At 68.1% G+C, this 14229-nt stretch carries 10 protein-coding genes; 1 reads left to right on the forward strand and 9 read right to left on the reverse strand.

Annotation, left to right across the window (positions count from 1 at the left end):
• Positions 1-64: 64 nt before the first annotated feature.
• From fadD32 to AC5WS7_RS13685, 5 genes are all read right to left on the reverse strand, one after another.
• Complete coding sequence (gene fadD32, locus AC5WS7_RS13665; RefSeq protein WP_495954829.1) at positions 65-1987, reverse strand: long-chain-fatty-acid--AMP ligase FadD32; 1923 nt, start codon at positions 1985-1987, stop codon at positions 65-67.
• Positions 1988-2130: 143 nt separating this feature from the next.
• Positions 2131-2535 carry a hypothetical protein gene (locus tag AC5WS7_RS13670; RefSeq protein WP_495954830.1) on the reverse strand — a complete coding sequence of 135 codons (405 nt, stop codon included), beginning with the start codon at positions 2533-2535 and terminating at the stop codon, positions 2131-2133.
• A gap of 170 nt (positions 2536-2705) precedes the next feature.
• The gene (locus AC5WS7_RS13675) at positions 2706-3698 is read right to left on the reverse strand and encodes a cutinase family protein (RefSeq protein ID WP_495954831.1); all 993 of its coding nucleotides are present in this window, start codon (positions 3696-3698) and stop codon (positions 2706-2708) included.
• On the reverse strand, positions 3695-4228 hold the full coding sequence (locus tag AC5WS7_RS13680; protein ID WP_495954832.1) for a DUF732 domain-containing protein: 534 nt from the start codon (positions 4226-4228) through the stop codon (positions 3695-3697). Before AC5WS7_RS13680 ends, AC5WS7_RS13675 begins: the two co-directional genes overlap by 4 nt.
• 543 nt (positions 4229-4771) lie before the next feature.
• Positions 4772-6466: an alpha/beta hydrolase-fold protein gene (locus AC5WS7_RS13685; RefSeq protein WP_495954833.1), complete on the reverse strand. Its 1695-nt coding sequence runs from the start codon at positions 6464-6466 to the stop codon at positions 4772-4774.
• A gap of 943 nt (positions 6467-7409) precedes the next feature.
• On the opposite strand from AC5WS7_RS13685, the gene AC5WS7_RS13690 reads away from it, so the two are divergent.
• Entirely contained in the window at positions 7410-7598 is a 189-nt protein-coding gene (locus AC5WS7_RS13690) for a hypothetical protein (protein ID WP_495954834.1), read from the forward strand.
• A gap of 267 nt (positions 7599-7865) precedes the next feature.
• Here AC5WS7_RS13690 and AC5WS7_RS13695 read toward each other — a convergent pair whose 3' ends face one another.
• The 4 genes from AC5WS7_RS13695 to AC5WS7_RS13710 all read right to left on the reverse strand — a co-directional run bounded on the left by AC5WS7_RS13695 (position 7866) and on the right by AC5WS7_RS13710 (position 14228).
• Positions 7866-8927: an alpha/beta hydrolase gene (locus tag AC5WS7_RS13695; protein ID WP_495954835.1), complete on the reverse strand. Its 1062-nt coding sequence runs from the start codon at positions 8925-8927 to the stop codon at positions 7866-7868.
• Positions 8928-9346: 419 nt separating this feature from the next.
• Positions 9347-10336: an alpha/beta hydrolase gene (locus AC5WS7_RS13700; RefSeq protein ID WP_495955176.1), complete on the reverse strand. Its 990-nt coding sequence runs from the start codon at positions 10334-10336 to the stop codon at positions 9347-9349.
• 454 nt (positions 10337-10790) lie between these two features.
• Positions 10791-11819 carry an alpha/beta hydrolase gene (locus AC5WS7_RS13705; RefSeq protein WP_495954836.1) on the reverse strand — a complete coding sequence of 343 codons (1029 nt, stop codon included), beginning with the start codon at positions 11817-11819 and terminating at the stop codon, positions 10791-10793.
• A gap of 414 nt (positions 11820-12233) precedes the next feature.
• Positions 12234-14228 (reverse strand): arabinofuranosyltransferase AftB family protein, encoded by a 1995-nt coding sequence (locus tag AC5WS7_RS13710; protein ID WP_495954837.1) that lies wholly within the window; start codon positions 14226-14228, stop codon positions 12234-12236.
• Between the last annotated feature and the right edge of the window lies 1 nt (position 14229).

A 14229-nucleotide genomic window follows, 5' to 3' on the forward strand; every position in this document is an offset into this window, starting at 1 on the left:
TCCTCAAGCTACCTGTGTCCGGGTGGTGCGCGGGCAGGGAACGACGGCCGATATCGCCGTCACGTCACTCTTCATCGGGTGCATCGGGGAATGCCTGCTGTGTGTAACCGCCACGCAGCGTGCCTTCCAGATACGAGGCCTTGCAGGCGCGGCGGGCGATCTTGCCGCTCGAAGTGCGCGGAATCGAGCCCGCCGGGACCAACAGTACGTCGCGAACGGTAACACCGTGACGCTGCGCGATCGCGCCGCGTACCGCGTCGGCGATGGGCAGCGGGTCGGCCTTGCCCGCGCCCGGTCCGCGCTCGGCCACGATCACCAGCTGTTCGGAGGCGTCCTCGGCGTCGAACTTCAGACCGGAATGGCTGTCCGCCTCGAACACCTCGGCGGGCAGCTGATTCGCGGGCACCGAGAAGGCGGCGATGAAACCGGGACGCAGCGCGGTGCTGGCCTCCTGCGCCGAGTACTCGAGATCCTGCGGGTAGTGGTTGCGGCCGTCGACGATCACCAGATCCTTCACCCGGCCGGTGATGTACAGCTCGCCGTCGACGTACACGCCGTAGTCACCGGTGCGCAGCCAGATCGCATCCTGCGCGGTGCCCTCGGCGTGCGAACCCTCGGACTGCCGGTGGACGAGCTGGTTCTTGAAGGTCTTGCGAGTCTCCTCCTCGCGCCCCCAGTACCCGATGCCGATGTTGTTGCCGTGCAGCCAGATCTCACCGACCCGGCCCTCGGGCAGCTCACGCGCGCCCTCGGGGCTGTCGATGGACTCGCCGTCCACGATCGCGGCCCACTGCGACAGCGCGATGTAGCCGCAGCTGACCTGCGGGATGGCATTGGGTGCGTTCTGATCGACCTTGACCACGCGACCGGCGTTGAGTTCGTCGCGGTCGACGTAGATGACCTTCGCCTCGTCCTCGTGCCGTGTCGCGGAGACGAACAGCGTCGCCTCGGCCATGCCGTAGCACGGCTTGATCGCGGTCTTGGGCAGGCCGTACGGCGCGAACGCGGCGTTGAACTTCTTCATCGAGGACGTCGTCACCGGCTCACTGCCGTTGATCAGCCCGATGACGTTCGACAGATCCAGCGTCTCGCCGTTGCGCGGCAGACCGCGCGCGGCGGCGTGCTCGAAGGCGAAGTTCGGCGCGGCGGCGAAGGTGCCGGCGCCGTCGGAGACCGCGGCCAGTTCCTTGATCCACCGGTACGGGCGCCGCACGAAGGCGCTCGGAGACATGATGGTGATGTACTTGCCGCCGATCGCGGGCAGGATCACGCACAGCAGGCCCATGTCGTGGAACAGCGGCAGCCAGGTGACCCCGCGCGAATTCCAGTCCAGGTTGATCGCGTTGACCATCTGCAGCAGGTTGGTGCCCACCGCGCGGTGGGTGATCTCCACGCCCGCCGGGGTGCGCGTCGATCCCGAGGTGTACTGCAGGTACGCGATATCGTCGACGTCGACCTGGGGCACAACCCACTTGTCGCCGAGGGCATCGGGCACCGCGTCCACGGCGATGATGCGCGGGCGCTGGGCGGCGGGCAGGGCGCGGAAGAGCTGACGGACCCCGGCGGCGGAGGAGCTCGCCGTCAGGATCGCCGAGGGCTCGCTGTCGGCCAGCACCGCGTGCAGCCGGTCGGTGTGACCGGGCTCGTCCGGATCGAACAGCGGCACCGAGATGCAGCCCGCGTAGATCGCGGCGAAGAAGGAGATCACATAGTCCAGACCCTGCGGCGCCAGAATCGCCACCCGATCGCCCGGCTTGCTCACCTGCTGCAGGCGCGCGGCCACCGCGCGCAGCCGGACACCGAATTCCTTCCAGGTCAGATCCTGGTACTCACCGTCGCGCTCACGTGAGTAGTCGATGTATCGGTAAGCAAGGGTGTTCGCGTCATTGCGGGTGTGCTTCTCGACGTAGTCGACCAGGGTACGACCCTCGGGAATTTTGATGTTCCCGGTTTCGTCCAGGTAATCGTCGAAAGTCTCGTCCGTCATTCCTTCTCCTCCGAGGCACACGCAGCACGGCGCCATGGCCGCTGATACCTGTGAGGCCCCGACTCTCTTACGCCTGCGGCCGCTCTTCGTGCAAGAGCTCGCCTGCAGCTTTGTCGGCGGTCTGCGCGGTGACCGCCTATCGGCTAGATGTATTCAAAACCAGAGACATGGTACAGAGCAGGCACCGCGGCAGTATGCCCAGCGGACCCAAGCTGTTCCGGACCACATCCGGCGGCCCGGTTCGGTTGGGCTGTCGCGGTGTCGCCACCCCGTGACGCCGGAATCTCCGGCACGAAAACATCCGTCCGAGTCGGAAACGCACCACTATAGAACATCGACTCGAGCCGGTCCATGTTACGAATATTTCCGCTGACCACGCCGGATGTGCCGATAACCACAATCGGCGACGGGCGCAGCGCGGCGCGTGCGGTGGACGTGCCGACATCGATCCGATGCTTGTTGCCCTCGCCTGCCGTCACGGGACGAAGCCCTCGCGGCGGCGCGCCCGGCGCGGTCGTACGACCGTCCGGTGCAACGGCTTGTGTCATGAACCCATGCTCCTGACCCGTGCGGAAATCGGTGCGACGCCGGTCGGTCCCGGTGGACCGGCTCCGGCGTCGCGATCAGAGGTGCACTTTACAGCCTGTGCGGCGATCCGAGGGGTTCTCCTCGAGTCCTGACCAACGAAGGCTCCCGGCGAGGCCCTCACCAATCCTCGTCACGAGTGCTTCGGATGCGGTGCGCCGTTGATCAGCCCCTCGGCCCAGCCCGCGGTCCAGTCCGTCGCGGTGCTGCGGTTGTCGGCGTCGACGACGAACGAGTTGTACAGGCTGTGCACCGGGTTCCCGGCCGCGCGGACGAGGGTCAGCAGACTCGGGAACATATTCACCGGGGTGAGTGCCTGAATCGGCGCATCGCAGATCAGATCGCCCTTCGCGCAGATGGTGTAGGTGCGACCGGCGAGTGCGCCGAAGCCCGACCGCGGCCCGGTCATGGTGATACCCGGCACACTCAGCCCCCGCAGGGTGACCTCCGCGCCCACCCCCGGCGGCGTGGGGCCGACCTCGATCGCCTGTCCCGGCCCCGGCTGGCGGCGGCCGTCGGCGATGAGCATCACACCGAGCACCTGATCGGCCGGGACCGGCCCCTTGGCCGCGCCGATATCGGCGGCGATATCACCTGCGATGACCGCGCCCTGCGAGAACCCCGCGATCACGTAGGTGGTGAGCGGGCAGTTCTTGTACATGGTGGTCAGCTCGGCCACCGCGCGCGCGGCGCCCTCGGACCGGCTGACGTTGTAGGAGGCCTGGCCGTCCGGCGGGATGGCGATCGGATTGGAGAACTGCGCCACATACGGAACCGTGTAGACGTCCAGACGACTGTTCGCGAACTGCTGCCGGACCGGCCGCGTGACGTTCAGCATCAGCGACGCCGGGTTCGCGGTCGGGTTGTGCGGGTCGTCGTTGCTGTTGGACTCCCAGGTGCCCGGGATCGACAGCAACTGCACGTCCGGACAGGAGGCCGGCTGCGAGGTCGGCTTCTTGGTCGTCCCGGGCGGCGTCGGCACGGGCACGTGCGAGCAGCCGGCCAGCATGTACCACAGCAGTATCACCAGAACGACGAACACCGCGAGGACCGCGAGAATCGTCAGACATCCAACCCCCCGGCGGCGCGGTCCGCGCACGCCTCTGCCGTACCGTCGCGCGTTCACTTGTTGCAGTACGTCTGGTTGGCTACATCGACATAGATCTGGCCGAGCTGGGCGATCGGCATCTTGTTCGGGTCATAGGAGGGGTCCTGACCGGCCATCGCGTTCACGTATGTCTGGACCTCCTGCTGCGAGACATTGCTCTTCTTGGCCTGGCAGATGTAGTTCGCCACGGCCAGCGGGATGTCCGCGGAGGACACCGAGACTCCGCGCGCCTTCAGCGCGTCCAGGAACGCCTGGTCCTTCGCGGTGATCTTCGGCGGGGCCAGGGTGGGCGTCACGGCCGGTTGCGGCTGCTCGCTCGTGGTCGTCTTCGGGGCCGCCGCGGTGGTGCTCGGGGCGGTGGCGGGGGCGGACGTCGTGGTGGTCGGCGCGGCGGTGGTGGTCGAGGTCTTCAGCGTGGGCGTGCTCGACGCGGTCGAGTCGTTACCGCCGCAGCCGGTGAGCAGCAAGACGGAGGCGATCGTGACGGCCGCACCCGCGGCAACACCGCGTCCGGCGAGGCCGGCCGCCTTTCCACTGGTCCGAAGCATGAATTCGTATCCTCGATCTGGGTCAGGGCAGAAGGTCGCCGTCCAGGCTAGCCGCATCGACGAAGAAGCCACACGGTTCAGGGCCCCGCCGTCACGAACAGGCCGACGACACAACCCCCACCCCGCTCAACTCCGGACGACACCTCGGCCCCATGCGTCCCGGCAGTCACGCACAGGTCGCAGGCCGGCGAGGAATCCCGCACAGCTGTTTCCGCGAAGCCGGTTCAACACCACCCCGAGGTCCGCCGCCCAATCTCATCATTCGAAACGCGTGCCGTGGCATCGAGAGCCACCGCCGGCATCACCACGCTCGCTCACCCGGACAACGCCGAGGTTCGCGGCCCATCTCACCATTCGCACGCGTGCCGATGGAGTCGAGAATCACCCGAAGATCACCCCGGCTCGCCTGCCCCCGACAACACCGGCACCAAGGTTCGCGGCCCATCGCGCCGCTCGGACGCGTGGCGGCTGCGAGTGCCCGACACGGGGCCGAGCGCGAGACCTGGGGGCCGCGAACCCGCCCGAGCGAAGCGGAGGCCGAGATTACAGCCCGTGGATTTCCGGCTTTCCGTTCTGGATGACGACGTAGCCGGTCTGGAAGTTCTGCTGCACACCGCCGGGAACCGGGAACTCGTCGCTGATCGGATAGCCGAGTTTGCCGTGTTCGAAGCCCTGCCGGGCCCAGGCGTCCATGATCGGTCCGGTCCGTACCGCCCACGCGCCCGACAGCGGACTCCAATAGATGTTGCCGCCCTCGAACCGGCTGATCCGGCCGCCGTTGACCAGCGGCTGCTCCTCGGCGACCGGGAAACCCAGGAAGCTGTTCTCGAAGCCGAGCTGTGCGTACTTGCCCAGGATCAGCCCGAGGACCCGATGGGCTCCGGACTTGGCGCTGAAGTAGATCGGGCCGTTCTGGAACCCCTGCACCACGCCGTCCCGGTTCGGTGTCCTGGTCTCCGGTCCGGTCGGATATCCGGCCGGACCGCGCTCGAACCCCTGCTTGCCCCACGTCTCCAGGATCGCCCCGCGCACCACCTGCGCGCCGGTCTGCGGGGTCCAATAGATGACACCGTTGCCGAAGCCCTGGAACCGTCCGCGGCCATCGGGCAGCGGACGTTCGTCGCCGACCGGAAATCCCAGTGGCCCAGCGGGTCCCGCGGTCGCCTGATAGGTGCCGCCGATCGCACCGGCCACCGGATGGGCGCCGGTCGACGGGGACCGGAAAACCTGGCCGCCGTGGAAGTCCTGTGCGCTGCCCCCGGCCACCTGATATTCGCCCGTGGTGCACGGGCCGAGCCAGGAGCCGACCTTCGCCGCGGCCGCGATCGCGCCGCCGGATGTGCAGGCGGGAGCGTCGGCGGGCACGCCGAGCGCCTGCGCGGCCTGCGGCCAGGACTGCCGCATCTCGAAATCCCAGTACGGCCACGAATGCGTGCCCGAGGGCCGGTATTGCGCGGTCACGGGGATCGCCAGCTTGTTCAGCTTGCTGACGAAGTTCTGCGTGGTCAGCCGGGACAGCACCTCGAGGCCCATACCCGCCACATTCGTGCTGGCACCGGGCGCGACACCCGACGGTGTGTCGTAGGCGCCCGCGGTGCCCGCGCCCGCCGAGACGTACAGGCTGATTCCCTTCAGCTTCTCGGCGAGACCGGCGGGATCGTGCGCGGCCCACTCCGAACTCGTCGGTGGACCCCACATGTCGTTCGCGTCGAATCCGCCCGCATCCCGCATCGCGTACATGATCGCCTGCGGCATGCCCAGCGTCGTCGTGGTCAGGAAGCCCGAATAGGAGGCGGCGTACTTCACCCAGTTCGGATTGCGCCCGGCCAGGAACATCGCCGCCGTGCCGCCCATCGACAGGCCCTCGACGCCGCGCGCGGCCGTGGCCCGCCACTGATTCTCCAGAACCGGGGACAGTTCCTTGGTCAGGAAGGTCTCCCACTGGTAGTTCTTGCCGTTGTCGGGGCGGGCCCAGTCGGAGTAGAAGCTGGACTGCCCGCCGATCGGCAGCACGACCAGCGCATCCTTGTCGGCGTAGAAGTCGATCGCCCCGGCGTCGTGCGTCCAGCCGCTGTAGTCGTCGGTCGCGCGCAGCCCGTCGAGCATGATCAGCTGCGGGAACCGCATGTCCGGACGCGCGTACCAATCGCGCGGCAACAACAGCTGCACCTGAACCGGCGTGGCCATCGACGGCGAATTGATCCACAACGACACCCACCGGCTCGTCAACCACACCACTTTCTGCACACTCGCCCCACCCGGCAGCGGAGCCGGCGGGGGTGCGGGCTTGACCGGCGCGGGAGCCGGTTGCGCGGCCTGAGGTGCGGGCGCGGCCTGAGGTGCCGGTGCGGCCTGAGCCGGAGCGGCCTGAGGTGCGGGAGCGGCCTGAGGTGCGGGCGGCGGAGCGGCAGGCTGCGGCGCGGGCCGAGGAGCCGCGGGCTGCGGCGCGGGCCGAGGAGCCGCGGGCTGCGGCGCGGCCGGAACGGGAGGCTGCACTCCCGCCGCCGGTGTCCCCCCCGGAGCAGCCGGAGGGGGCGGAGGGGGCGGAGCGGGCGCGCGAGCCGGAGCAGGACCGGCCGGAGCGGGACCATGAGCCGAAGCAGCCGATGCAGGGGCCGCCGGAGCGGGCGCGGCTGGAGCGGGAGCCGAAGCAGCCGGTGCAGGACTGGCTGGAGCAGGACCGTGAACCGACGCAGGGGCCGGAGCGGCCGGGGCAAGACCAGGAGCCGGGGCAGGCGGGGCAGGAGCTGGACCGTGAGCCGGAGCGGGCGTGGCCGGTACCGAGGAAGGTGTAGCGAGGGCAGGCGGAGCTGCCGCAGGAGCTGGGGCAGGTGCGGCAATACGAGTCCCGCGGACGGGAGCCGACGCAACAGGCCGCGGTGGTGCCACTGCCGGAACAGCCGGAGCGGGGGCGTGAGCCGGAGCAGGCGCGGCCGGTACCGAGGAAGGTGCGGCGGGGGCAGGCGGAGCTGCCGCAGGAGTTGGGGCAGATGCGGCGATACGAGTCCCGCCGACGGGAGCCGGCGTAGCAGGGCGGGGCGGGGCGGCGGGGGGAGGAGCAGCCGGGGCAACGGGTGCTGACGCCGAGTCTGCGGGAGCGGCGACCGGGGCGCCACGGCCCGGAACCGCGGAGGCAGATCGGGATGGCGGCACCGGGGCCGGTGCAGCAGGGGCTGCGACCTTGGCCGGGAGTACCGGGGTCGAGGTCGCGGGGGCCGGAGCCGCTGGAGTGCCCGGTGGCGCGGCGGCGGGGGCCACCCTGGCCGGAGCTGCGGGGGTGGGAGCTGGGGAGATTCGTGAGGTGGGTGGCTGGGGAGCGGGAGCCGGTGCGGTGGGTGGCTGGGCGACAGCCGGGGTGCCCGCGGGATAGCCGACGGTTAGCGGAAGGACGACAGCGGCGGATAGCGCCGCGAGCCCGAGCCGGCGCGCACGGGCGCGTTTCGCACTCCCTCTGCTCTCATACGCCACACCTGCCACAGGGGTTTTTCTACCGCGCGAATCACGTTTGAACGCGCCGACGCGCGGATAACACTATGAGTTGTCCATTCAACGGCCCTGGGCGAGCGGACAAACCGGCCGCAAACGACAACCGGCGCCGTGCACGAGGCACGACGCCGGTCGGGGAGCTGATTGATCGTCAGGCGTGCAGGGCCGCCAGGATGCCCGGACGGGCCTTGGCCAGCTCGTCCTGCCAGTTCCGCCAGATGTGGGTACCGGTGGCCGGGAAGTCGTAGGTGGCCGGGATGCCCAGCGACTGCAGACGCGCCTGGAAGGTGTACGTGCTGACCATCGCGATGGCCTCGAGTGCCATGGCGTTACCTGTATTGAACAGGCCCACAGCGGAACCCATGTTGTCGCGCTGATCCGGCAGACCGCTGCCGGAGGAGATGAACATCGGCAGGCCACGCAGCTGCGGCGCGAAGACCATCGGGTCCGAGCGCAGCCACTGCGGGCTCCACGGCGCGGCCATCGAGTCGGCGTTGAACCGGCCGGCGTCGAGCATCATGACGCGGATCGCCTCACGCATACCCGGCGCGTTCCAGTTCAGCGGGCCGGAGAACGAGGCCGCGTACTTGAACTGGTTCCGGTGGAACGCCGCCAGGCGCAGCGCCGCCGGGCCACTCATGGACAGGCCCGCGACCGCCCAGTTGCTGCGCGAGACGTTGTAGTTCGCCAGGAAGTTGGGCAAGTCCCTGGTCAGGAACGTCTCCCACATGTAGGTGAACTTCTGGCCGTTGGTGTTACTCGGCGACTGCCAGTCGGCGTACCAGCTGGACTGCCCGCCCACCGGCATGACCAGCGTGACGTTGTCGTTACCGAACATCTGCTGCGCGTTGGTCTCGAACGACCACGCGTTGCGGTCGTCGCGAGCACGCAGGCCGTCGAGCAGCAGCAGCGCGGCATTGCCGCCGCGCCTGGCCCACTGCACCTGGACCTTGACCGGGCCCATCTGGGAGGGAACCATCAGCTCCTGGTAGCCGCCGGCCGGGGTGCGATGCACCGGATGACCGACGATCGGGGACGCCATGGCGACCGACGGGACTGCTGCTGCCGTCGCCAGCGGGAGCGCCAGCGCAGCGGCGCCGACGGCGAGAAGTCGCGCGCGCCAACCGAACCGAGCAATTCGCCGCCCTTGGGAGACTCCCGCCGAGGCGGGCGCCGAATCCGACGCCGGCGCTGCGGACCTGCCGAAACGCATGGATACTGCTCACTTTCTGCTGCTGTAGTCTGCTGTTGTAGGCGTACCGCGCGACCGCAGCCGGGCTGCCGTCGACGGCACGGTACACACCCGTCTCGGATCCCGATCTCCGATGCGAGCAACGCCGCGTCTACGAGGTGGTCACACTTGCGCTCGCTGGACCATATTCGACCGATCAGCGGTTAGCAAGATGCGGGCGTATCCGTGTCCGAAATCCGCCCGAGACCTTTCGTAATCGTGCAGTGACCCTATCGCGTTCCCACGGTTATGTCGCGGGAACCCTTCCCGGAACCAAGAATTCGTGGTAACTGCAAATCCGCTCGCACAACACAATCCGGACCGCGGATGCCGCGCATCGCGACCGGAACCGCATTCGGCCCGGGACCCGACGGTCCCGGGCCGCGGAACAACTCCGGCGGTCAGCCGATATTGCGCGACATGTCCGGAATCATCCGGTACGCCTCGTTACTCCAGTTGATCCAGTCGTGGATGCCGTAATTGGGGAACGAATACACCACATTGCGCGCGCCGAGCGTGTTCATTCGCACCTGGAATGCCCGAGTGTTCGCCAGCGCCAATGCTTCCAGCGGCATACCGCGGACCACGCGATCGGCGGCGGCGCCCACCGGCCCGGCCAGGTCGGCCTGGTCGGGAAGGGCGCTGCCCGCCGCGATCCACAGCCTCGTGTTGTTGGCAACCAGCCTGGGCGCGAATACGAACGGATCCATCGCCAGCCACTTCGGCCCCCACGGCGGCGCCATCGCGTCCACGTTGTATCCGCCCGCGTCGACCATGGCCATGCGAATGGCCTCGCGCATACCGGGCGCGGAGACGTTCAGATATCCGGAGAACGCCCCGGCGTAACTGAACTGATCGGGGTGGTAGGCGGCCAGCATCAGCGCCGCACTGCCGCCCATGGACAGGCCGAAGGCGCCGTTGCGGGTGGCCCGGAAACCGAGCCGGTCGTGCAGCGCGTTGCGCAGATCCCGGGTCAGGAACGTCTCCCAGTCGTACCGGTAGTCCTTACCCGGCCCGGACATGAACGTCTCGGTCGCGCCCGAGCCACTGGAGGAACCGAAATTGGTCGGCGGCAGGCCCAAGAGCGAACTCGGCGCATTCCAGTCCGCGTAGAAGCTGGACTGGCCGCCGACCGGCATCACGACATTGATATTCCAATTGGCCAGCACCTCGGCCACATTGGTCTCGATCTCCCAGCCGTTGAGGTCCTGCCGGGCGCGCATACCGTCCAAGGCGTAGACGACGCGATCGGTATTGCCGTCGCGCGCCCGCAGGATGCGGGTCTTGACCGGGCCCATCGACCCGTTGTTCACCCAGAAGTCGAAGGCATGCGGATCGAACGCCGCCGCGGCCTTCGGCGCATCGCCGTGCACCGCCTGACCGAGCGGCATGGCCACGACCAACGCCGCCGCCAATGCGGTGCGGCCCAGCCATTTCCGGGCCGAACGGGCGAACCCGCGGCCCGTTGACGATAGTCGGGTGCCGGGGATACCGAAACCAGGCTTCCTGGGCGCACATCGCATCGCGTCTCGCCTTTCGCTCGGGCATCGGTCTCCGCACACCCGCTCGCGGCCCGGCACCCCATCTATTCGGACAACACAGACGAACTCCTCGGCGCATACGCTGCGCCTTGCGTACAGCACTGAATGGTCGATACGAAACGAGTATCGGCTACCGGCGTGTTATTTGGCCTCTGCTCGGCTTCGGCGTGTTCGAGCCGACGCCGCGTTGCCCGGGCTCGGCGGTCCGGACCCGCAGGATCGGCCGTATCTCGGACGGCAGCGGAAAAAGGGAAAGGCCGTGGGCGGAGAGAACTCCGTCCACGGCCTTCGCCTGCCCGGGTGGTCAGCCGATATTGGCGGACATGTCCGGAATCATCTTGTCGACTTCCTGCTCCCAGTTGTGCCAGTTGTGCACACCGACGGCCGGGAAATCATAGGTGGCGTTCTGCGCGCCCAGGCTCAGCATGCGGATCTGGAAGGCCCGGGTGTTGGCCAGGGCCAGCGCCTCGAGCGGGGAGCCCTGGATGACGTCCATCGCGTTGGAAACGTCACCCGCCCCCGGGATACCGCTGCCCGCGGCGATCCACAGCCTGGTGTTGTTGGCCTTGAGCTGCGGGGCGAACACGAACGGATCCATGTAGAACCACTTCGGGCTCCACGGCGGGGCCATCGAGTCGATGTTGTAGCCGCCGGCGTCGATCATCGCCGCGCGCAACGCCTCACGCATACCGGGCGCGGAGATGTTCAGATAACCCGAGTACGCGCCCGCGTAGTGGAACATGTCCGGGTGGTGCGCGGCCAGCGTCAGCGCGGCACTGCCGCCCATCGACAGGCCGAACACGCCGTTGCGCGTGCTCCGGAAGCCGAGCCGGTCACGCAGCGCGTTCCGCAGGTCGCGGGTGACGAAGGTTTCCCAGTCGTACCGGTAGCTCTTACCCGGGCCCTGCCCGAGAATCTGCAGCCCGCCCGACCCGGACGAGGAGCCCGAGGACGACCCGGACGAACCGGCCTGCGGCGGAATGCCCAGGAACGAGCTGGGCGAATTCCAGTCCATATAGAAGCTGGACTGACCGCCGACCGGCATCACCACGTTGATGTTGGCGCGGGTGAGCGCCGCCGCGACGTCGGTGTTGATCTCCCAGCCGGACAGATCCAGACCGGCGCGTTCACCGTCGAGCGCGTACACCACGCGGTCGGTGTTCCCGTCGGCGGCGCGGAAGACCCGCGACTTGATCGGACCCATGATGGACGAATTGACCCAGAAGTCGAATCCGGTCGGGTTGAACGCCGCAGACGCGGAACCCGCCTCCGCTGCCGACATTCCGATCGGCAACAACGTAGCCAACGCCAGTCCGAGCGCCGAGCGCCTCATCCAGCCGGACCGTCGCCGCGAACCCTGATCGAGCGACCGTCTCCGACGTCTTTCCTGCGCCCAACGCACAGTCACGCCTCGCATATCCTGTTCGGCCTTTCCTTTGTGCGGCCGGGCTCGGCCGCTTCGTGCGGGCCCGCCCACCAGCGCAAGCAGGCTTGCACCGCCGGGCGGAAGTTCTCGGTGAGCTTATCGTGCAAACCATGCCTCGGCGTTATCAAAATGAGACTAAGTGGTGTAAAACGCAGTTTGAAACCGATCGGCACGGTCCTGTGGTGGCCGGTTCCCGGCCCGCCGAGATGATCACACGCGGCCGTTATGACCTGGAGATTCGCCCGTCCGACCCGGCTTCCAACCGGGTCGGACCGCACCTGGGAATACACAGTCATTTCACAGCTACCGGAAGGGCGGGATCTACTTCGGCGGTGTAAGCGCCGGCGGGGGCGGCGCCGGGGCGGGATCGACCAGATGACAACGCTCGATCTCGTACTTGGGCACCCGATCGATGCGGTACTTGGAGAACGACCACGCCTGGATCAGGTTGTGCTTGAACCGCGACAGCGTCAGCGGGGCGCGCGAGGAGGCCAGCAGATCCTGGGTGGCCGGGCAGGACAGCGCGGTGTGCGCCCGCATCGCCCACTTCTCGTCCATGTACCAGGGCATCCACGGGTGCCGGTCGACCATGCCGGTATCGGCCAGCGGCCAGTCCGGATACAGGTTCTTGTCGTGTCCGATCCGACCGTCGGTGAGCCGGTCCGAATGCGCGGCCAGCGGGTAGGCCAGGCCCTCCTGATCGATGACGCGCACGTTCAGCGGAACGTTCATGCTGGTCATGCCGAGATTCAGGAAGTAGACGGTGTGACCGGCCCCGCCCTCGGGGATCGGCAGCGGCGGCGGCGCGATGTACCACATCATGAACGACGGCGAGTTCAGCAGCAGGCCGCCGTTGGGGGTGTTGTCGATGTCCTCGACCATCGCCCGCATGCGCGGATAGTCCAGATAGTCCTCGGCCAGGACCGGATGATCGTGACCGCTGTTGAGCACGTAGTAGATTCGCTCGTCGACGATGCCGTCCGCGCTGATGCCGGCGCCGGACTTGTTACCGGTGGTGTTCGCGGCGAACAGCGCCCAGGCGATCATGGCCACCCAGACCACCGGCAGCGCGAACGCCCAATTCCGGTGCAGCGCACCGCGCGCGGCCGCGCCGAACCGCCACACCGGCAGCACCGCCACCGGCAGCAGCAGAGTGAACAACTGCGGCAACAACATTCGGCCGTGCATGAAATCGCCGCCGACGCGCAGTTCGAAGACGATCAGCAGCAGTGCGCCGACCAGGACCAGCGTGACCACCGCGCGCGGAGTCCGCAACCGGTGCCGGACACCTTCGATCCGGCCGAGCAGCCCCGGACGTCCCGGCGCCGCAGCCGATTCCGCATCGGTCTCGGCCGAGGCGGCGTGCGCCCGGCGGGCGCGCAGGATCAGTACCGCGACGATCGCGAGCACCAGCAGCGGCGCCCACAGGAAATACGGTCCGCTCAGATCCCACAGATATTTCAGGCCCTGCCCCCACTTCGCGCCGCCCGCCTCCTTGGCGATCGCGGTGTTGGGCACCGGAAGTCCGTAGTACCCCATTCGCCAGATCTGATATCCCACCGGAACCAGACCGCCGACCACGACGATGCAGGCGCGCAGGACAATCGGGCGCATCCGCGAAGCGGGCATCGGCGCGCAGAACACCAGGAGCAGGGCCAGCCCGCCGACAATGGTCATCTCCGGACGCACCACCCAGCACAACCCGGCCCAGAACACCAGTCCGAAAAGACTTGGCAGCCGGACGCGTTCGGCTCGAGACCAGCGGATCAGCAGGTACCACAGCACGCCGAGCCAGAAGATGACCAGGCAGTTCTCCAGGCCGGAGGTGGCGTAGTCGCGGGCCGGCGGCATCGCGATGTAAACCACAGCGCCGGCCGGAAGCAGCAATTGCGTTGCCGCACCGCCCCACAGCCGCGCCGCGCCCAGCATCGCGAACATCACCGCGAGCAGCGAAAGCGTCAGCGCGGTGAACAGACTCACATATTCCAGGCGGGCGTGGGTGATCCAGCTGAAGAACCAGATCACATACGTCCACGCGGCACTGGTGTTGGTCTCCACGCGATCGCCCGCGTTGAAGACCGGGCCGTTGCCGGCCAACAGATTGCGCACGGTGCGCAGAACGATCAAGCCGTCGTCCGCGATCCAGCGACGCGCCCAAGCGCCGCAGGCGAAGACGACCACGGTGGTGACCACCCCACCGACGAATGCCAGGCGAGCGAACAGCGTGAAACGCCGTGCGGGATCACGTAGTCGGACACGGTCGAGCGCTCGGCTCGAACCGTCCGTCCCATCCCGCTCTTCCCCGTCTGCCAGCATC

Source organism: Nocardia sp. PLKS1-43 (assembly GCF_059510335.1).